Source organism: Phenylobacterium sp., from assembly GCF_046290725.1.
Lineage (GTDB): Bacteria > Pseudomonadota > Alphaproteobacteria > Caulobacterales > Caulobacteraceae > Phenylobacterium.
Genome location: NZ_JBKBUH010000002.1, coordinates 127,074 through 146,226, shown reverse-complemented (window position 1 = coordinate 146,226; position 19,153 = coordinate 127,074). Strand labels below are relative to the sequence as shown.

Sequence of the window (19,153 nt, the reverse complement as noted above, 5' to 3'; positions counted from 1 at the left end):
CCTCCTTTCGCGGCGACGCCGCAAGGCTGCCCGCCTACGGCGTCACATGGTCCGGACCGGACTTCGGTCTTCGGGGTTCATCTGCGGGGTTTCCGAATACCCGCCCAGCCGAGCGGGCGGCGAGGCCATGTGCCCGCCGCCCGCTGAAGGTCAACCGGCCGCGCCGCGTCAGAAAAAGCCGAGCTTCTGTGGGCTGTAGCTGACCAGCAGGTTCTTGGTCTGCTGGTAGTGGTCCAGCATCATGCGATGGGTCTCGCGGCCGATGCCCGACTGCTTATAGCCGCCGAAGGCCGCATGGGCCGGATAGGCGTGGTAGCAGTTGGTCCAGACCCGGCCCGCCTCGATCGCGCGGCCGAAGCGGTAGCAACGGTTGACGTCGCGGCTCCAGACGCCCGCGCCCAGGCCGTAGAGGGTGTCGTTGGCGATGGCCAGCGCCTCTTCGTCGTCCTTGAAGGTGGTCACCGAGACGACCGGGCCGAAGATCTCCTCCTGGAAGACCCGCATGCGGTTGTGCCCACGGAACACGGTGGGCTTCACATAGAACCCGCCGCCCAGGTCGCCCGGCAGCTCGTTGCGGGCGCCGCCGGTCAGCACCTCGGCCCCTTCCTGACGACCGATATCGATGTAGGAGAGGATCTTCTCCAGCTGTTCGCTGGAGGCCTGGGCGCCGACCATGGTGGCCGGATCGAGCGGATCGCCCTGGACGATGGCCTCCACCCGCTTCAGCGCCCGCTCCATGAACCGGTCATAGATCGCTTCGTGCACCAGGGCCCGGCTGGGGCAGGTGCAGACCTCGCCCTGGTTCAGGGCGAACATGGCGAAGCCCTCGATGGCCTTGTCGAAGAAGTCGTCGTCCTGAGCTGCTACGTCGTCGAAGAAGATGTTGGGCGACTTGCCGCCCAGCTCCAGGGTCACCGGGATCAGGTTCTGGCTGGCGTACTGCATGATCAGCCGGCCGGTGGCGGTCTCGCCGGTGAAGGCGATCTTGGCGATGCGTGGGCTGGAGGCGAGCGGCTTGCCGGCCTCCAGGCCGAAGCCGTTGACGATGTTCACCACCCCCGGCGGCAGGATGTCGGCGATCAGCTCGGCCCAGAGGAGAACGGTCGCAGGCGTCTGCTCGGCGGGCTTCAGGACCACGCAGTTGCCGGCCGCCAGGGCCGGGGCGAGCTTCCAGCAGGCCATCAGCAGCGGGAAGTTCCAGGGGATGATCTGCCCCACCACCCCCAAGGGCTCATGGAAGTGATAGGCGACGGTGTCGGCGTCGATCTCGGAGATGCCGCCCTCCTGCGCCCGCAGGCAGCCGGCGAAATAGCGGAAGTGGTCGATCGCCAGCGGCAGGTCGGCGGCGGTGGTCTCGCGGATCGGCTTGCCGTTGTCCCAGGTCTCGGCGGAGGCCAGGAGGTCGAGGTTCTCCTCCATGCGGTCGGCGATGCGATTGAGCGTGCGCGCCCGCTCGGCCGGGCTGGTGCGGCCCCATCCGGCCTTGGCGGCGTGGGCGGCGTCGAGGGCGGCCTCGATGTCCTGGGCGTCGGAACGGGCCACTTCGCACAGCACCTGGCCGTTCACCGGCGAGATGTTCTCGAAATAGCGCCCCGCCGCCGGCTCCACGAAGCGGCCGCCGACGAAATTGCCGTAGCGCGCCTTGAAGGGCGGCTTGGCGGTGCGGTTGAACTCCAGCTTGGTCATGGTTTCCTCCTTCGCCGTCGTGCGGCGGCTTTGGAGGAAGGATCGCGATGGAGGCTCGCGGCTGTCACCCGCCCAGCCGCCGATCGCGACGCAAGGTGTCGCAGAACTGCGACAGGCGCCGGGCTCAACGTGCGGGGCGCACGCCCAGGCGGTTCATCTTGCGGTGCAGGGTCGCGCGGCTGACCCGCAGGGCGCGGGCGGCCTCGGAGACGTTGCCGCCGGCCCGCGCCAGGGCGCGCTGCACCGCGCCGCGCTCGGCCACGTCGAAATCCTCGCCCGCCTCGTCGGGTGCCAGGACGGCGCTGGCGGGCAGGCCCTGGGCGATCTTCTCGGAGGAGATGCCATAGAGCCGTCGGGCGGTGCGGGTGGCGCCGACCACCAGGTCGTCGCGGTCGACGGCCAGCAGGGCGCCGGCCTCGGCCTCCGGCCCCAGCAGGATGCGGGCGTGACCGAAGGCCTGGCGGAAATGGGCGGTCTCGATCCGCCGGGCCGCCTCCCCCACCGCCATCCCGATCAGCGAGAGCACGCCCGCGTCGAGATCGCCCCGGCAGGAAGAGACGTCGAGCACGCCCGCCAGGCGGCCTTCATGGTCGAACAGAGGCGCGCCGGTGCAGCTCAGGTCGGTGTTGCGGGTGAAGAAGTGCTGGTCGCGGTGGATGGTGATCAGCCGCCCCTCGGCGAGCGCCGTGCCGACGCCGTTGGTGCCGGCCCGCGCCTCGTGCCAGACCATGCCGGTCCAGAGGCCGGCGCGGGAGAAGAGCTCGTCGTCGGCCGGATCGCCCCGGCGATCCAGCGGCACGCCGTCGAGATCGGTCAGCAGCACGCAGCAACCGGCGCCGCCCACCGCCTCGAACAGCCGGTCCAGGGCCGGCTGGGCGGCGGTCAGCAGGGGCGCGAGCCGATCGCGGGCTTCGGCCAGCCGCGCCTCGTCCAGGCGCTCCACCTGCGCCGGCGCTTCCGGATCGAGGCCGTAGGCGTTGAGCGACCGGATCCAGGAGGCGGCGACGGCCGAGCGCGCGGCCGCCGAGCTGTCGGCGGCGACGGCGAACACCTCGTCGGCGTGACGGCGGCCTTCCCGTGTCGGCATGGCGGTCCATCCGGCGGGGCCTCTTGGCGGGCCTCGAGCGGAGGGTGGCACATCGAGCCGCCGCAGCAAAGGCGAAGCTCGCGCCTGCAGGGTCGTGACGCGGCGAGGGAAAAGCAAAACGGCCGGGGCGAGCCCCGGCCGTCGCAGGTTCAAGCTTTACTTGAAGTCAGTTCGCCAGGCGGCGGAGGAAGCTGGGGATTTCCAGGTCTTCCTGATTTTCGTCCTGCGTCTCGGCCATCGGCTCGGCCGGCAGGGCGCCGCCGCGGGTCGGGGCCGCGCGAGGGGCCGGGGCGGCGGGCGGGGCGTCGTAGCGCGGGCGGCTGCCGAACAGGCTGAGGAAGCCGCCGCGCTGGGGCCGGCGATCCTCGAATACGGTTTCGCCGAACAGCGGCTCGTCCTCTGCCTCCTCGACCGCCGGGTCGACGATCCGGGCGATGGGGCGGGAGACTTGCGGCTCAGGAGCCGGAGCCGGCGCAGGGGCCGGAGCCGGCTCGGCGGCCTGGGCGTAGAGCTCGCCCTGGGCTTCCGGCTCGGGCGCATAGGCCTTGGGCTCGGGCGCCGCAGGCGCGGCCGGCGGCGGGGCGTAGGCCTGGGGCTCCGGATAGCGCGGCGGCGCGGCGGGAGCAGCCGGGCGCGGCTCGTAGGCGGGCGCCGCGGGCGCGCGCATCACGGGCTCCGGCTGGGGCGCGGCGGGGCGCTGCATCTCCGGCGCGCGCAAGGGCGGCGCGGTGAGCGGCTTGCGCTCCGGCTTGGGCTCGATGTTGGCGATGGAGGCCACGTCCATGCCGGTGGCGACCACCGAGACGCGGATCACGCCGTCCAGCGAGGGATCGAAGGCCGCGCCGAAGATGATGTTGGCTTCCGGATCGACCTGTTCGGAGATGGCGTTGGCCGCCTCGTCGACCTCCAGCAGGGTCATGTCGAGCCCGCCGGTGACGTTCACCAGCACGGCCTTGGCGCCCTTCAGGGAGACCTCGTCCAGCAGCGGGTTGGCGATGGCGTTCTGGGCCGCCATCAGGGCGCGGTCGTCGCCGGTGGCCTCGCCGGTGCCCATCATCGCCTTGCCCATCTCGGTCATGACCGTGCGGACATCGGCGAAGTCGAGATTGATCAGGCCCGGAAGCACCATCAGGTCGGTGATCGAGCGCACGCCCGAGTGCAGGACCTGGTCGGCCATGCCGAAGGCCTCGGCGAAGGTGGTCCGCTCGTTGGCGACCCGGAACAGGTTCTGGTTCGGGATGACGATCAGGGTGTCGACATAGCGCTGCAGCTCGCCGATGCCGGCGTCGGCCAGGCGCATGCGGTGGCGGCCTTCGAAGTGGAAGGGCTTGGTCACCACGCCGACGGTCAGGATGCCGCGCTCACGGGCGCACTTGGCGATGATCGGGGCCGCGCCCGTGCCGGTGCCGCCGCCCATGCCGGCGGTGATGAACACCATGTGGGCGCCGTCGAGGTGCTCGCCGATCTCCGGCACGGACTCTTCGGCCGCGCTCATGCCGACCTCGGGATGGGCGCCGGCGCCCAACCCTTGCGTCACCTGCACGCCGAGCTGGATTCGGCGGTCGGTCTTGGCGAAGGAAAGCTGCTGGGCGTCGGTATTGGCGACGACGAACTCGACGCCTTCGAGGCCCGCCTCGATCATGTTGTTAACCGCGTTGCCCCCGGCGCCCCCGACGCCGAAGACGACGATGCGCGGCTTCAGTTCGGTCGCGCGCGGCGCGGAAAGTGCGATAGCCATGGGGACCCTGCGTGCTCCGTACCGTGGTCTGGGGAGCGGCCGGCGACCCGCCGCCGGAACTCCCCTGAAGGCTGGCGTTAAGCAAGCGCCCACCTTCGTTAATTGGCGGTTAACTCCATAAGACGAGTCGGGGGTCCGTCGACCCCCCGCGCGACACAATTATTTCTTGCTGCACAAGGCTTGCGCGTTAACCAAGACGGCGAAACTGCGGCGAACTGACTCATTGGCCGAAACGACTCAGCTAACCTGTTCATCGAACACGGTTTACACGCTGGGCTGGCGCCGAAGCTTGACCATGCAACCCGGCGAAACGGGCTCTAGGACGAGCCCTCGATCTTCAGCGCGGCCATGAGCGCGCGATCCCGGCGATAGATGTCCGGGCGTTCCGCGAGGCGGCCGTCCGGCTCCAGGCCCAGGGTGAAATAGACGAGATAGACCGGGACCGGCCGGAGCAGATCCACCCGCCGCTCCGGGCTCGGCGAGGCGGTCGGGGGCGGTTCGCCGCCCAGCAGGCGGCGGACGAGGCGCGGGGCGTCTTCCAGCCGTACGCAGCCGGCGCTCACGGCCCGCCGGTCGCCGGCGAACACGCCACGATGAGGCGTATCGTGCAGATAGACTCCGAGTTCGTTGGGGAACATCACCTTGACCTGCCCCATCATGTTGTTCGGGCCCGGCCGCTGGCGCACACGCAGTTCCTGACGGCCAGCGGCGACGGCGACCCAGTCCACCTGGCGCGGGTCGATCTCCTGCGCCTGCGGCGTCCAGCCGGACAGCAGCTCGAAGCCGGCGTCCTCGACGAACTGCGGCCCGGACCGCAGAGCCGGACGCGCCACTTTGTCCGGAACCAGGTCCGGCGGCAGGTTCCAATAGGGATCGAAGACGACGTAACGGATCAGGCCGGCCATGATCGGCGTGGCCTGGCTGGGCTTTCCCACGGCGACCGGCATGGAGTCGACGGCCGCGCCATTCTCGTAAAACCAGAGGCGCTGGGCGGCGGCGTCGACCAGGACGTAGCGCTCGCCAAGCTCCGACGGCAGGGCGCGCGCCCGCTCGAGATTGAGGCGCAGCAGGCGTTCCTGCCGCGCCGGGCCGCCGCGGGCGCGGTGCTCGGCCAGCGCCTGGCGATAGGCGGCGTAGATGGGGTTCATGCGGCGTGCGGCGGCCAGACGCTCCGAGACGTCTCCGGGGCCCGACAGCTCGGCGAGCACGCCCCCGACGGTCGGCTCGGGCGGCGCGGCGGCAGGGTCGGCGAACAGCATCTCCGCGTCGGGCGCAGGGCGCCTGAGGTCGATCACATAGCGGGCGAAGGCGCGCGACAGGGCCACCTCGGCGCGCGCCAGGGCGGCGGGGTCGCCGGTGCGGGCCTCGGCCACGAGCCGCCGAAGCTCGGCCAGGCCATACGCGTCGGGGGAAAGGCCGTCGCGATCGGCCTGCGCGATAGCGGCGAGCGCTTCGTCCGCCTCGGGGCGCAGGGCGCCGCCGGCCGTCCACAGGGGCCGGCCGTGACGCGCCGCGTAGAAGGCCGCGAGCTCCGGCTCCGCGGCGCGCAGACCTAGCGCCTCGCCGGCGATGCGCCTGCCCAGCGGGTGGGCGGGGTTGGCGAGGAAGGGATCGCGGGGCGCCGAGGCCGAAGCCCCGACGAAGATCGCCCCCAGCGCCAGGCCGAAGATCAGGCTGCGAAGGGCCTCCCCGGAGGCCCGCGGCTGGCGCGGCTCCGGGGAGGTCGCGTCAGCGGCGGGCGTCAGCCGCGTTCGCCGGCCTGCGCATAGCCTTGGGCGGCCGTGTCGGTGGCGTAGCCCTCGGCGCCCATGGCGCGGCTGTCGGCGGCGCGGTTGTCCGTGGCCTGGTTGTCCATGGTTTGCGCGGTCGTATCCTGTTGGGCCGTCCCCGTCTGACCGTAGGTCTGGGCGACGGCGAAGGAGCCGACGAGGAGGGCCGAGGCGGCGCCGGCCATGACGATCTTCAGATTCATTTGGGGGTCTCCCGTAGGTCGTGAGTGACCCCCGCAAACCCCAGATCACGGAAATTCGTTCCTAAGGCGAAGCTGCCTTAGTTGGCGACCGCCTCGGAAAGTCAGAGGTTCTCGCGTAGCCAGGCCGCCGCCTTGGCCACCGGATTGGCCCGGGGGTCCAGGGGCTCCCGGCGCAGGCGCGCGGAGGCGAGCGCCTTTGCCGACACGGCTTCCCGCGGGCCGAAGGCGGCGCGGTGCAGCACCCCGGCGGCGGCGCAGAAGGCCGGGCCGGAGGCGGCGTCCGCCAGATGCGGCACACGGCGCGGACGGCCCAAACGCACCGGCCGGTCGAAGACCCGTACCGCCACTTCGCGCACCCCGGCCAGCTGGCTGGCGCCGCCGGTCAGCACCAGGCCAGCGCCCGGCTCCACCGGCGCGCCGGACGCCCGCAGCCGGTCGCGGAGCAATTCCAGGGTCTCCTCCACCCGCGGCGCGATGATGCCCTTCAGCAGCGAGCGCGGCGCGATGACGGGGCCTGCGCCCGGATCGTCGCCGCGGGGCGGCGCCTCGATCATCTCGCGGTCCTCGTTGGCCGAGGCGATGGCCGAGCCGTGCAGGGTCTTGATGCGCTCGGCGCCGGCGACGGAGGTGGAAAGTCCGCGGGCGATATCGGCCGTCACGTGGCTGCCGCCCACCGGCAGGGTCTCTACGTGGATCAGGCTGCCGCCGGAAAAGACCGCCGCCGAGGTCGAACCGCCGCCCATGTCGATGCAGACGGCGCCGAGATCCATCTCGTCTTCCTCGAGGGCGGCCAGGGCCGAGACGAAGGGCGCGGCGACGACGCCCTCGAACTCCAGGTGCGCGCGCTCCACGCAGGCGCCCAGCGTCTGGTACATGGCCTCTGCCACCGAAACGACCAGCAGCTCCACCCCCAACGTTCGGCCGAACATGGCGCGCGGGTCGCGGACGCCGCCCTGCCCGTCCACCGACCAGGCGACCGGCAGGATGTGGGCCGCGCGGCGGCCGGGCAGCTTGATCTGGGCCAGCGCCTGCTGGATGGCGCGAACGAGGTCGCCGTCGGCGATGGGTCGCGCGCCGAGGGAGACCTTGCCGGCGACGCGGTGGCTGGCGAGCTGGCCGCCGGCGGTGGCGACCGTGACGCCCTGGACCTGCACGCCAGCGACGTTCTCGGCGCGCTCGACGGCCTGGGCGATGGCGTCGGAAGCCTCGTCCAGATTGACGATGGCGCCGCCGCGCACGCCGCGCGACTGCACATAGCCCACGCCCGCGGCGGTCAGCGTGCGGTCGCCGCGACGAATCCCTTCGGGCTTCATGATGAAGCAGGTGACCTTCGAGGCGCCGAGATCCACGGCCGCCACCACCGGCTGGCGGCCGAGCGCGGCCTTCAACCCATCGCGGCTTTCCTTGCGGCCCTCGCCCCGGGACTTCACGCCCAACTCTCCTTTCCTGCTCATGCGCCGTTCGCCACCAATTGCCCCGGCAGGGCGCCGTCGCGCGGGCGCACCGCCACCGTGGAGGGGTCGCGCAGGTCGATGCGTTCGAAACCGAGCTCCAGTATCCGCGAGCGCTGGTCGAGCTGCTCGAGCTGGATAAGCGCCGCGCCCTCCTCCACCGCAGGAAGCTGGACGAGGCTGCCGTCCTTCAGGCGCAGGTCCCAACGGCGGCCGTCGACGCGCACCAGGGCTTCCAGCCGCTCGGCCAGACGCGGCCGCCCCGCCACCTCAGGCAGAATCTGAGCTGCGAATTCGTTGGCCCCGGCGCCGACGATCAGCGGCAGATGGGCGAAGCGGGCGGGATCGGCTTCGGGAATCACCTGGCCGTTCTCGTCGATGACGTAGCTCTTGCCGCCATGCTGCCAGACGGCGAGTTGCTCGCGCTCCACCACGGCGACGACCAGGGTGTCGGGCAGCAGGCGCACCACGCGGGCCTGCTTGACCCAGCCCACCGCCTCGATCCGCTGGCGCAGGTCCTCCAGGTCGATGTTGAGCACCGGCTGGCCCTCATAGGCGCCGGCGGCGGCCAGGATGTCGCGCTCGGCCATCTTGGAAGCGCCGTGCACATGCACCGCCTGCAGCCGGAAGCCGGCCTGGGCCAGGCGCTGGCCCATGCCCGCGGCGACGGAGTCCGAAAGCTTCTGGGCGCGGCCGCCGGTGGCCAGGGTGACGGCGACAGCCAGAACGAGGACGCCGGACGCGGCGGCCAGGGCCGCGGCCGGCGAAAGGCCCATGCCCTGGGCGGCGCCGAGCTTGCCGGGCGCCGACGCCCCCGGCTTCCTGGCCTGGGTGCGCGATTTGGAGCTAGAGGGCGCTTTGGCCCGGGGTTTCGCCGCTACGCGCGTTCCCCCCCGCATCGCCGCGGGCATAAGCATCCTCCGTGATCCAAAGCACCAGACGATCGAAGTCCAGGCCCTTCATGGCCGCCTGCTCCGGGACGAGGGAGGTCGGAGTCATGCCGGGCTGGGTGTTGACCTCCAGAAGGACCAGAATGTCGTTAATGTCGTCATAACGAAGGTCGGAGCGGGTAACCCCGCGACAACCTAACGCTGCATGGGCGCGCTCGGCGTAGGCCATGGCCTTTTCATAGGCGGCCCGGGGAATTCGCGCCGGCAGGATGTGCTCGGATCCGCCCTCGGCGTACTTGGCCTCGTAGTCGTAGAAACCTGTGGATGGAACGATCTCCGTGACGCCGATAGCCTTGCCGTCCATCACCGCCACGGCGAGCTCCAGCCCCCGCACGAAAGGTTCGACCATCACCTGGTCGCCATAGCGCCAGCCGGGAGCGGCCACCTCCTGGGGCGGGCGGTTGGCCCCTTCCGGCACGATGAAGACCCCGACGGACGAGCCTTCCGCATTGGGCTTGACCACATAGGGCGGCGGCAGGACGTGGTCGGCGGCGACGGTGAAGCGGTCGTAGAGGCCGCCGCCCGGCACGGGCACGCCGGCCGCGGCGAAGACCGCCTTGGACTTCGCCTTGTCCATGGCCAAGGCCGAGGCCAGGACGCCGGAATGGGTGTAACGGACGCCCAGGGTCTCCAGCACGCCCTGGACGCAGCCGTCCTCGCCCCAGGCGCCATGCAGGGCGTTGAAGCAGACATCGGGCTTGAGCGCGCTCAGCACCTGGGCGAGATCCCGGCCGGCGTCGACCACGGAGAGACGCGCGCCCAGGCGCTCGAGCGCCGCGGCGCATTCCCGACCGGACGAAAGGCTGACCTCCCGCTCGGCGGAAAGCCCGCCGACCAGGAGGGCCACATGGCGCCCGGCGAGCGGACCGCTCATCGCGCGCCCCCCGCCAGGGCGCGGAAGTCGACGTCGCTGTCGGCGACGGCGTAGACCAGCGCCGCCCAGACCGCGACGTTCTGGGCCAGGGCCTTGGGATCGATCTTGTCCAGGGTGTCGTCGTCGGAGTGATGGAGGTCGAAGTAGCGCGAAGCGTCCTGGGAGAGCTCGGCCACCGGCGCCCCCAGGGTCTGCAGGGGACCGACATCCACGCCGCCGCTCTGGGCCGGCTCGGGCGAAACCGCGACCGATAGCGGTGCGAGGACTTGCGCGAAGGCGCGCATGGCGGGATGGCCGAGCGCGCCGGCCGGCAGCTTCACGCGCCAGATCTCGCCCGCGCCGAGATCGCTTTCGCTGGCCAGGATCATGCGCGGAACTTCCGCGGCGTTGGCCTGGGCGTAGGCCTCGCCCGAGCCGCCCTGCTCCTCGGCGCCCCACATGACGACGCGGATCGTCCGCCGGGGGCGCTGCGGGAGATCGGCGATCAGCTTGGCCGCCGCAGTTGTGATGGCGATCCCCGCGGCGTCGTCCACCGCGCCCGTGCCGACGTCCCAGGAATCCAGGTGCCCGCCGATGACCACCACCTCGTCGGGCGCCTCACGGCCACGGATCTCGCCCACCACGTTGTAGGCCGGCGCCTTCTCCCGGAAGGTGGAGGCGAGTTCCAGCTTCACCCGTACCGGCGCGCCGCGGGCCGCAAGCCGCTCCAGCAGTTCGGCGTCGGGCGGCGAGAGCGCAGCCATGGGAATTCCCGAGAACCGGGCGCCGCCGGTGTGCGGCAGCCGCGTGTCGTCGGTCGAGACCGAGCGCACCAGATAGCCGACCGCCCCGCGCTTGGCCGCCTCCACCCCGCCGATCGAGCGCGCCCGCACCGCGGTCGCATAGCCGGTGATGTCCTGGGTGCGCCGCATCCGCTCGGTGACCACGGCGATCTTGCCCTTCAGGGCGCCCTCGGGCTGGGCCAGCATCTCGTCGAGGGTGCGGAAGACGGCGATCTCCGCCTCCAGGCCGCCGCGCGGCGTGGGCGTCGAACGGCCAAGGCCGAGGATGGCGAGCTTGTGCGGATAGGGCGACGTCACCTCCGCGGATTCCGGGCCGCGTAGCCATGACGGCGCCTCGTAGGTCTCCACCCGCACGTTCTCGAAGCCGAGCTCGCGCAGCTTGGCCACGCCCCAGTCGCGGGCGCGGTCCATCGCCGGAGAGCCCTGGGGCCGGGCGCCCACCTCGGAGGTGAGGGATTCCGTCACCGTCCACGCAGTGGTGTCGGAAAGCGCCCGGTCGCGAAGGGCGGCGGCGGTGGCGGCCAATTCGTTCGCCTGAACAGGCGCGGCGGCGAGCAGGGCCGCAGCGGCGGCCAGGATCAGGTTTCGCATGTCCCGCCGGTGCGCCGGGGCTTGAGTCCTGTCAAGCCGCCTGCCGCCAGGCTGCTGACAGAACGATGGCGGGAGAACTGGCGGAGAATGGTCCGAACCGAAGGAGACCGTCGTGATCGCCACCGCCCTGGACCGCCTGCCCGCCCCGCCCTGCGCCCAGCTGCTCGGCTGGAAGGTCCTCGACGCCCGGCCCGACGAGGGCTGGATCCGGATCGGCTTCGAGGGCCGGCCGGAATTCCGCAATCCGGCCGGTTTCGTCCAGGGCGGGTTCCTGGCCGCCATGCTGGACGACACCATGGGGCCGGCCGTGTTCGCCGCCACCGACGGGGCGCTCTACACCGCCAGCATCGACATGAACGTCAGCTTCCTGAAGCCCGCCAAGGTCGGCCCGCTGACCGGCGAGGGCCAGGTGATCCAGCTCGGCAAGACCGTCGCCTTCATCGAAGCCAAGCTGATGGACGCCGACGCCGCCCTCGTCGCCCGCGCCACCTCCAGCGCCCGGCTGGTGGCGGCTGAAAAGGCGCTCTAGGGGTCAGCCGCGGCCCGGCCGGCCGATGCGCTTGATCTCCCATTGCAGTTCGATCCCCGTCTTGGCCTTCACGTCGGCGCGGACCGCCTCGCCCAGGCCTTCCAGGTCGGCGGCCGTGGCCTCGCCGGTGTTGATCAGAAAGTTGGCGTGCAGGGGCGAGAACATCGCCCCGCCATAGGGCTTGCCGCGCCAGCCGGCCTCGTCCACCAGCTTCCAGGAAGAATGGCCTTCCGGGTTCTTGAAGGTGGAACCGCCGGTCTTCTCGCGGATCGGCTGGGTCTGCTCGCGCCGGGCGGTGATCTCGTCCATCCGGGCCGTGATGGCCGCCGGATCGTCGGGGCGGCCCTCGAACAGGGCGCCGGTGAAGATCAGATCGCCCTCCCCCGCCCGGGCGGACTTGCGGTAGGAGAAGCCCATCTGGGTGTTGGAAAGGGTGACGCGTTCGCCGGCGCGGGTGACAGCGTAGGCCTCGACCAGAACATCCTTCGTCTCCGAGCCGTAGCAGCCGGCGTTCATCACGCAGGCGCCGCCGATCGAGCCCGGCACGCCGCGGTAGAATTCCAGGCCGGCTATCCCCGCCTTGGCCGCCTCGCGGGCCAGATTGGCGTCCAGCGCCGCAGCGCCGGCGTAGATGCGGCTCGCGCCCCGCGGTTCGATCCGGCCGAAGGCGCGGCCAGCCAGGCGAACGACCACGCCCTCGACGCCCCCGTCGCGGACCAGGGTGTTGGAGCCGACGCCCAGCGGCGTGACCGGAACGGCGGGATCGAGGCCCTTGAGGAAATCGGCTAAGTCCACCTCGTCCTCCGGCAGGAAGAGCACGTCGGCCGGACCGCCGACCCGGAACCAGGTGAAAGGCGCCAGCGGCTCGTCCTTAAGCAGCTTGCCGCGAACCTCGGGGAGCCTGTCCTTCCAGCTCACTTCGACAGGGCCTCCAACTGGGCCGGCAGGGCATGGGCCCAGGCGGTGATGTCGCCGGCGCCCAGGCAGACGACGAGGTCGCCTTCGGAGGCTTCCTCGGCCACGAGGCGGGCGAGGTCCGCCGGCGCGGAGAGCGGCAGGGCGCGGCGGTGGCCGAACCGGCGCAGGCCCTCCACCAGGGCGTCGCGGCTGGCGCCCTCGATCGGGCTCTCGCCGGCGGTGTAGACGTCGGAGACGATCACCACGTCGGCGTCGTTGAAGCAGCCGCAGAACTCCTCGAACAGGTCGTGCAGGCGCGAATAGCGATGCGGCTGGACCACCGCGATCACCCGGCCGTTCGTCACCGCGCGGGCGGCCTTGAGCACCGAGGCGATCTCCACCGGATGGTGGCCGTAGTCGTCGATGATCCGGATCCCGCGCGCGACGCCCACGGTGGTGAACCGACGACCGACCCCGCCGAAGCCGGCGAGGCCCTTGCGAATGTCGGCCTCCGAGACGCCCAGCTTGTGGGCGACGGCGATGGCGCCCAGGGTGTTCATGACGTTGTGGTGGCCGGCCATGGGCAGGCGCATGTCGTCCCAGCGGATCGGATCGGCGTCGCGCGGGGCGATGACCACGTCGAAGCGCGAGCCTTCCGGCCCCATGGAGATCTTTTCGGCGCGCACCTCGGCCTGAGGGTTGACGCCGTAAGGGATCAGCCGACGGTTCTCCACCCGCGCGGCCATGGCCTGGACCTCCGGATGATCGGTGCAGACGGCGGCGACGCCATAGAAGGGGATGTTCTCGACGAAGGTCTGGAAGGCGCGTTTGACCGCCTCGAAGTCGCCGTAGTGGTCCAGGTGCTCGGGATCGATGTTGGTGACGATGGCGCAGGTGGACTTCAGCTTCAGGAAGGTGCCGTCGCTCTCGTCGGCCTCGACCACCATCCAGTCGCCCTCGCCGACCTTGGCGTTGGTGCCGTAGGCGTTGATGATTCCGCCGTTGATGACCGTGGGGTCCAGACCGCCAGCGTCCAGCAGGGCTGCGACAAGGGAGGTGGTGGTGGTCTTGCCGTGGGTGCCGCCGACGGCGACGGCGAACTGCAGGCGGGTCAGTTCGGCCAGCATCTCGCCGCGGTGAACGAGCGGCAGGCGCCGCTCGCGCGCCGCGATCATCTCGGGATTGTCGGGCTTGATGGCGGTGGAATAGACGACCGCCGAGGCCCCCTCCACGTTCTGCGCCGCCTGGCCGATGAAGACCTTGGCCCCCAGCTTCTCCAACCGTTCCGTATTGGCGCTCGCCTTGGCGTCGGAGCCCTGCACCGTATAGCCGATGCGCAGCATGATCTCGGCGATGCCGCTCATGCCGATGCCGCCGATCCCGATGAAGTGCACCGGGCCGAGGTCGAAGGGGACGGGGCGCTTGTTCATCGGCTCGCGGCGGTTTGTTCGACCAGATCGGCCAGGCGTTCGGCGGCGTCGGGCTTGGCGATCGAGCGCGCGCCCGCCGCCATGCGGGCCAGCCGCTCGGGATTTTCCAGCAGGGTGGCGAGCGCCCTGGCCATGGTGTCGACCGAGAGCTGGCTTTCGCGCGCCACTTCGGCGCCTCCCGCCTCGGCCATGACGCGAGCGTTCTGGCCCTGGTCGTCGTCGAGCGCGATGGCCAACGGCACGAGGATGGCGGGCTTGCCGGCCACGGCGAACTCGCAGACCGATCCGGCGCCCGACCTTCCGATCACCAGGTGGGCGTCGCGCAGGCGCGCGGCGATGTCGCGGAAGAAGGGGGCGAGCTCGGCCTCGACCATGGCGTCGGCATAGATCCGGCGGGCCGTCTCCAGCGACTCCGCCCGCGTCTGCTGACAGACCTTCAGCCGCGTGCGCAGGCCGTCGGGCAGCTTGGCGATGGCCGCGGGCATAAGCTCGGACAAAAGGCGCGCGCCCTGGCTGCCGCCGGTGATCAGGATGCGGATCGGCCCGCCGGGCTCCGGCGGCGCATAGGGCAGGTCGGCGAGCGCGCGGATCTCCGGCCGGATCGGGTTGCCCACCACCACCGCGTTGGCCGACACCTTGGCCGGCGCCTTCTGCAGGATCGGGAAGGCGCAGGCGACCTGTCGCACGTGCGGGGCGAGCCGACGGTTGGCGCGGCCCATCACCGCGTTCTGCTCGTGCAGCATGGTCGGACGACCCTGGGTGATCCCCGCCAGCAGGCCCGGGACCGAGGGATAGCCGCCGAAGCCGACGACGAGGGCGGGGTCGAGGCGGGTGAAGGCCGCGCGGGCCTGCATCACGCCACGCACGATGGCGAGCCCGGCCAGGGCCATGCCGACCGGATCTCCGCGGCGGAAGGTGCGTGCCGAGAGCCCGATCCGCTCCTCGGCCGGGAACTTGTCGGCGAAGCCCGCGACCCGCTCGTCCGAGGCCAGCACGATGCGCCAGCCGCGCGCGATCAGCGCCTCGGCAAGCGCCTGGGCCGGGAACAGATGACCTCCGGTGCCCCCCGCAGCGAGGACGGCGATCTTTCGCATCGGGCCGGTTTAGGCGAAGGCGCCGGCGTTGGCGAGGCCCTGACCGGTGGAATAGGCGCCCGGCCGCCGCCGCGTGAGCGCCAGGGCCATGCCCAGCGTCAGGCTGATGGCGAGCATGGACGAACCGCCATAGGAGATGAACGGTAAGGTCATGCCTTTCGTCGGGATCATGTTGAGGTTCACGGCGATATTGATGAAGGCCTGCTGCCCGACCAGCACGAAGAGCCCGGCGGCCGCCACCTGCTCGAACGGATCGGTCAGCTTCATGGCCCGATAGAGGCCCCGCACGACCAGGAATCCGAACAGCGCCACCAGCAGCAGGGAAAGGACCAGGCCGTATTCCTCGGCGCCGACCGAGTAGATGAAGTCCGTGTGCAAGTCGGGGACGTGGCGCTTCATCACGCCCTCGCCCGGGCCACGGCCGAAGAGGCCGCCCGCGGCGATCGCCTCGGCGGCCCTGTCCACCTGGTGGGTGTCGGCGCGTTCGGGCGAAAGGAACCGGTCCACCCGGCTGGCCACGTGCGGGAACAGGAAATAGGTGGAGGCCAGACCCACGATCGCCATGCCGCCCAGCAGCATCACCCACGACAGTGGCACGCCCGCCATCCAGACGGCGGCGCCGAAGGCCACGGTGATCAGAACGGTCTGGCCCACGTCCGGCTGGATCAGCAGCAAGGCGACCGAGATCGCATAGAGGCCGAAGGCGATGGTGACGCCCGGCACCCCTTCACCCTTCTGCCCTTCGGCGAACATCCAGGCGACAAGGACGATCAGGGCGGGCTTCATGAACTCGGACGGCTGAAAGGTGAAGCCGGCGAACTCCACCCATCGGGTCGCGCCCTTAGCCGTATGCCCCAGGAACGGCAGGGCGATCATCACGGCGATGGCGAAGATGTAGATGAAGAAGGCCGTCCTTCGCACGCCCCGCGCATCGAGCATCGAAACCAGCACCAGCAGGCCCGCGCCGGCCGCGGCGAAGACGCACTGGCGGACGGCGAAGTGGAACGGATCGCCGACGTCCAGCCGCGCCGCCGCCGCGGGGCTGGCGGCGAAGGACATCAGCACCCCGATCACGAACAGGGCGGCCACGACGCCCAGCATCCAGCGGTCGGTGGTCCACCACCAGACGCCGAGCCGCGACCTGTCGCTGCGGGCGAAGGTGTGGGCTTGGGTGACTTTCATGGACGAATCCGTCGACGCCTTGCTTGCGGGAAATCTCCCTCACAAGACCTTGCCTATGCTTAATTTTCGCTAACCACGGGCTGCCCCGACGCACCTAAGGCGCGTCGGCGCGGAAGACCGGCCGCTTCTGCTCCGCGCCCGTCCCGGCCAGGCGGACGATGCGGCGGAAGTTCGGGCATTCCATGAGGCTGGGCGCAGGGCAGGCGACGGCATGCCGCAGCCCGTCGCGCATCCGCGCGAGTTCGGCGATGCGGCGGTCCAGCTCATCGGCCTTGGCCTCCAGCCGCGCCTTGTCGACCGACAGGCGTGGGCCGGGCGCGAGGATGCCGGCGATCTCGTCCAACGAGAAACCGGCCGAGCGCCCCCAGGCGATGAGCGTCAGGCGCTCCAGCACCCCGGGATCGAACAACCGGCGCAGTCCGCGTCGTCCGATGGAAGCGATCAGCCCCCGCGCCTCGTAATATCGGAGAGCAGACGCCGGCACGCCGGAGCGGCGAGACACTTCGGTGATATCGATGTCCGGCAAGGGCTTGACCTCAAGTCGACTTCAACTTGCAGACTGGCCGTCCCGATCCCGCCCCGCAAGTCCCATGGAGCCCAGATGTCCGCTCAAGCCGCCCCGCCCGCCGACCAGAAAGCCCATTGGAACAGCACAGGGGGCGGAGCCTGGGTCGAGTTGCAGGAACTGATGGATCGGCTGAACGCCCCGATCAAAGAGCGGGTGATCGCGCGCGCCTTTCCCGGCGCCGGCGGGCGCGTTCTGGACGTCGGCTGCGGCGCGGGAGACACCACTCTCGATATGGCCAGGCGCCTTGGGCCCGAGGGCCTGTGCATCGGCGTCGACATCTCCGAGCCCCTGCTGGAGCGCGCTCGCGACCGCGCCGAAGAGGAACGCCTCGCCAACGTCCGCTTCGTGCAGGCGGACGCGCAGACCTATCGCCCGGAGGCGCCGTTCGATGCGATCATGTCGCGTTTCGGCGTGATGTTCTTCTCCGATTTCGACGCGGCCTTCGCCAATCTGCGCCAGGCGCTTCGGCCGGGCGGGCGTATGGCGTTCGCCTGTTGGCGCCGCCCGCAGGACAATCCCCTGGCTTTGGTTCCGATCACGGCGGCCGCGCCATTTCTGCCGCCCCTCCCCCAGCCGGATCCCGACGCGCCGGGCCGGTTCGCCTTCGCCGATCCCGATCGCGTCAGCGGCATCCTGGAGCGCAGCGGCTGGGCGGATATTCGGATCGATCCCCTGGACGAGCCCACCCCCTTGAGCCTTGAGGAAGCCCTGGCGATCAGCCTGCGGATGGGCTTCCTCGGCCCTGTGGTGGCGCAACAGGACGCCGCGGTGCAGGCGAGCGTGAAGGCTGCGGTGGAAGCGGCCCTGGCGGAGCACGTTCACGACGGCGTCGTCCAGATGAGCGCCGCCTGCTGGCTGGTCGAGGCGACGGCCTGACCCAAAGGCGGGGCTCTAGGCCCGCGCTCCCCTGGCCGCGGGCCGGGCGCTAAGCGCGAGGACCGCCTCACGGAAGGCTTCGCCGCGGGCTTCGAAATCGGCGAACTGGTCGAAGGAGGCGCAGGCTGGGGAGAGCAGGACCACGGCGTCCTGGCCGGCCGCCGCGGCGTCGGCGTAGGCGGCGGCGACCGCAGCCTCCATCATTCCGCACTGGGCGACCTTGGCCTTGCCCTTGAGAGTGTGGGCGAAGGCCTCCTGGGCGTCGCCGATCAGATAGGCCTTCTCGATCCGGGGAAAGAGGTCGGTCAGCGCATCGATGCCGCCGGCCTTCGGCTGGCCGCCGGCGATCCAGTAGAACTTCGGATAGCTGGACATGGCCTGGCGGGCGGCGTCGGCGTTGGTGGCCTTGGAGTCGTTCACGAAGCGCACGCGGCCGATCTGGGCCACCGTCTCCATCCGGTGGGCGAGCCCCGGGGAGCTCATCAGCCCCTCGGCGGCTTCCTGGGCCGAAATCCCCAGGCCCCGGGCCGCGGAATAGGCCGCGGCCGCATTTTGCCAGTTGTGGCGGCCCGGCAGGGACCGGGCGCGCAGGAGATCTGCCACCTCCGTCGCCCGTTCGCCGGTGGCGTCGTAGAGCAGGCCCTGCAGGGCGTAGACGCCGCGGCCCATGGCCTTGGAGGCGGAGATCGGCACGATGGTGCGGCGGTTGGCGGCGGTGATCTCGGTGCAGATCCGCTGACCCCAGGGATCGTCCACCCCGATGACGGCGGTGTCGCCTTTGCCCTGGTTGAGCAGCACCCGGCGCTTGGCGGCGACATAGCCTTCCATGCCGCCGTGCCGCTCCAGATGGTCGGGCGAGATGTTGAGCAGGATCGCCACGTCGGGCTTGAGACTGGAGGTCAGGTCGAGCTGGTAGGAGCTCATCTCCAGCACGTAGACCGCCCCTCCGTGCATGTCCTCCAAGCCGAGGACGCCGTAGCCGATATTGCCGCCGACCCGCACGTCGCGGCCGGCCTGGGCGCAGATGTGGCCGACCAGGGCGGTGGTGGTCGACTTGCCGTTGGTGCCGGTGATGGCCACGACTTTCGGCCGCTTGTGTTCCGGGGCGGCGTTCACCGTGCGGGCGAAGAGCTCGATGTCGCCGAGGATCTCCACGCCTGCGGCCCTGGCGCGCTCCACCGTCCAGTGCGGTGCGGGGTGGGTGAGCGGGACGCCGGGCGAGAGCATCAGGGCCGCGAACCGGTTCCAGTCGGCCTGGGCGAGGTCGACCAGCGGCAGGCCCTCGGCCTCCGCCACGGCGCGGCTTTCCGGCTTCTCGTCCCAGAGGGCGACCTCGGCGCCGCCGGCGACGAGCGCGCGCGCGGCCGCAAGCCCCGTGCGGGCCAGGCCGAACACGGCGACCGTCCTGCCTTCGAAGCCGCGGACCGGGATCATGCGCTTGCCCGT

The 19,153-nt window shown here is 71.0% G+C and carries 17 protein-coding genes; 2 read left to right on the top strand and 15 right to left on the bottom strand.

Features of this window, described 5'->3' with window-relative positions:
- Nucleotides 1–168: 168 nt before the first annotated feature.
- The 9 genes from adh to ACK41C_RS11845 form a co-directional block, all read right to left on the bottom strand.
- Complete coding sequence (gene adh / locus ACK41C_RS11885) at nucleotides 169–1,686, bottom strand: aldehyde dehydrogenase (RefSeq protein ID WP_409654393.1); 1,518 nt, start codon at nucleotides 1,684–1,686, stop codon at nucleotides 169–171.
- 124 nt (nucleotides 1,687–1,810) lie between these two features.
- Nucleotides 1,811–2,773, bottom strand: coding sequence for a GAF domain-containing protein (locus ACK41C_RS11880; RefSeq protein WP_409654390.1), 963 nt, complete (start codon nucleotides 2,771–2,773; stop codon nucleotides 1,811–1,813).
- A 166-nt stretch (nucleotides 2,774–2,939) separates the two neighbouring features.
- Nucleotides 2,940–4,511 carry a cell division protein FtsZ gene (gene ftsZ / locus ACK41C_RS11875; protein ID WP_409654387.1) on the bottom strand — a complete coding sequence of 524 codons (1,572 nt, stop codon included), beginning with the start codon at nucleotides 4,509–4,511 and terminating at the stop codon, nucleotides 2,940–2,942.
- A gap of 317 nt (nucleotides 4,512–4,828) precedes the next feature.
- The gene (locus tag ACK41C_RS11870) at nucleotides 4,829–6,061 is read right to left on the bottom strand and encodes a L,D-transpeptidase family protein (RefSeq protein ID WP_409656654.1); all 1,233 of its coding nucleotides are present in this window, start codon (nucleotides 6,059–6,061) and stop codon (nucleotides 4,829–4,831) included.
- A 191-nt stretch (nucleotides 6,062–6,252) separates the two neighbouring features.
- The gene (locus ACK41C_RS11865) at nucleotides 6,253–6,483 is read right to left on the bottom strand and encodes a hypothetical protein (protein WP_409656700.1); all 231 of its coding nucleotides are present in this window, start codon (nucleotides 6,481–6,483) and stop codon (nucleotides 6,253–6,255) included.
- Nucleotides 6,484–6,584: 101 nt separating this feature from the next.
- A complete protein-coding gene (ftsA, locus tag ACK41C_RS11860) occupies nucleotides 6,585–7,937 on the bottom strand; it encodes a cell division protein FtsA (protein ID WP_409654384.1) in 1,353 nt (450 codons plus the stop codon).
- A complete protein-coding gene (locus ACK41C_RS11855; RefSeq protein WP_409654382.1) occupies nucleotides 7,934–8,845 on the bottom strand; it encodes a cell division protein FtsQ/DivIB in 912 nt (303 codons plus the stop codon). The genes ftsA and ACK41C_RS11855 overlap by 4 nt, the downstream gene beginning before the upstream one ends.
- A complete protein-coding gene (locus ACK41C_RS11850) occupies nucleotides 8,781–9,758 on the bottom strand; it encodes a D-alanine--D-alanine ligase (RefSeq protein WP_409654379.1) in 978 nt (325 codons plus the stop codon). The genes ACK41C_RS11855 and ACK41C_RS11850 overlap by 65 nt, the downstream gene beginning before the upstream one ends.
- Complete coding sequence (locus ACK41C_RS11845) at nucleotides 9,755–11,131, bottom strand: M20/M25/M40 family metallo-hydrolase (protein ID WP_409654376.1); 1,377 nt, start codon at nucleotides 11,129–11,131, stop codon at nucleotides 9,755–9,757. Before ACK41C_RS11845 ends, ACK41C_RS11850 begins: the two co-directional genes overlap by 4 nt.
- 112 nt (nucleotides 11,132–11,243) lie before the next feature.
- On the opposite strand from ACK41C_RS11845, the gene ACK41C_RS11840 reads away from it, so the two are divergent.
- Nucleotides 11,244–11,660, top strand: coding sequence for a PaaI family thioesterase (locus tag ACK41C_RS11840; RefSeq protein WP_409654373.1), 417 nt, complete (start codon nucleotides 11,244–11,246; stop codon nucleotides 11,658–11,660).
- Between the two features lie 3 nt (nucleotides 11,661–11,663).
- On the opposite strand, the gene murB is transcribed toward ACK41C_RS11840, so the two are convergent.
- From murB to ACK41C_RS11815, 5 genes are all read right to left on the bottom strand, one after another.
- Nucleotides 11,664–12,578, bottom strand: a complete 915-nt coding sequence (murB, locus tag ACK41C_RS11835) for a UDP-N-acetylmuramate dehydrogenase (RefSeq protein ID WP_409654370.1) — start codon at nucleotides 12,576–12,578, stop codon at nucleotides 11,664–11,666.
- Nucleotides 12,575–13,987, bottom strand: a complete 1,413-nt coding sequence (murC, locus tag ACK41C_RS11830; RefSeq protein WP_409654367.1) for a UDP-N-acetylmuramate--L-alanine ligase — start codon at nucleotides 13,985–13,987, stop codon at nucleotides 12,575–12,577. The genes murB and murC overlap by 4 nt, the downstream gene beginning before the upstream one ends.
- Nucleotides 13,984–15,081, bottom strand: coding sequence for an undecaprenyldiphospho-muramoylpentapeptide beta-N-acetylglucosaminyltransferase (gene murG, locus ACK41C_RS11825; protein ID WP_409654365.1), 1,098 nt, complete (start codon nucleotides 15,079–15,081; stop codon nucleotides 13,984–13,986). Before murG ends, murC begins: the two co-directional genes overlap by 4 nt.
- Before the next feature lie 9 nt (nucleotides 15,082–15,090).
- Nucleotides 15,091–16,263, bottom strand: a complete 1,173-nt coding sequence (gene ftsW / locus ACK41C_RS11820) for a putative lipid II flippase FtsW (RefSeq protein WP_409654363.1) — start codon at nucleotides 16,261–16,263, stop codon at nucleotides 15,091–15,093.
- Between the two features lie 94 nt (nucleotides 16,264–16,357).
- A complete protein-coding gene (locus ACK41C_RS11815; RefSeq protein ID WP_409654360.1) occupies nucleotides 16,358–16,789 on the bottom strand; it encodes a helix-turn-helix domain-containing protein in 432 nt (143 codons plus the stop codon).
- Between the two features lie 75 nt (nucleotides 16,790–16,864).
- Between ACK41C_RS11815 and ACK41C_RS11810 the strand changes: the two genes are divergently transcribed.
- On the top strand, nucleotides 16,865–17,707 hold the full coding sequence (locus ACK41C_RS11810) for a class I SAM-dependent methyltransferase (protein WP_409654358.1): 843 nt from the start codon (nucleotides 16,865–16,867) through the stop codon (nucleotides 17,705–17,707).
- A gap of 15 nt (nucleotides 17,708–17,722) precedes the next feature.
- Here ACK41C_RS11810 and murD read toward each other — a convergent pair whose 3' ends face one another.
- The gene (murD, locus tag ACK41C_RS11805; RefSeq protein ID WP_409654355.1) at nucleotides 17,723–19,141 is read right to left on the bottom strand and encodes a UDP-N-acetylmuramoyl-L-alanine--D-glutamate ligase; all 1,419 of its coding nucleotides are present in this window, start codon (nucleotides 19,139–19,141) and stop codon (nucleotides 17,723–17,725) included.
- Between the last annotated feature and the right edge of the window lie 12 nt (nucleotides 19,142–19,153).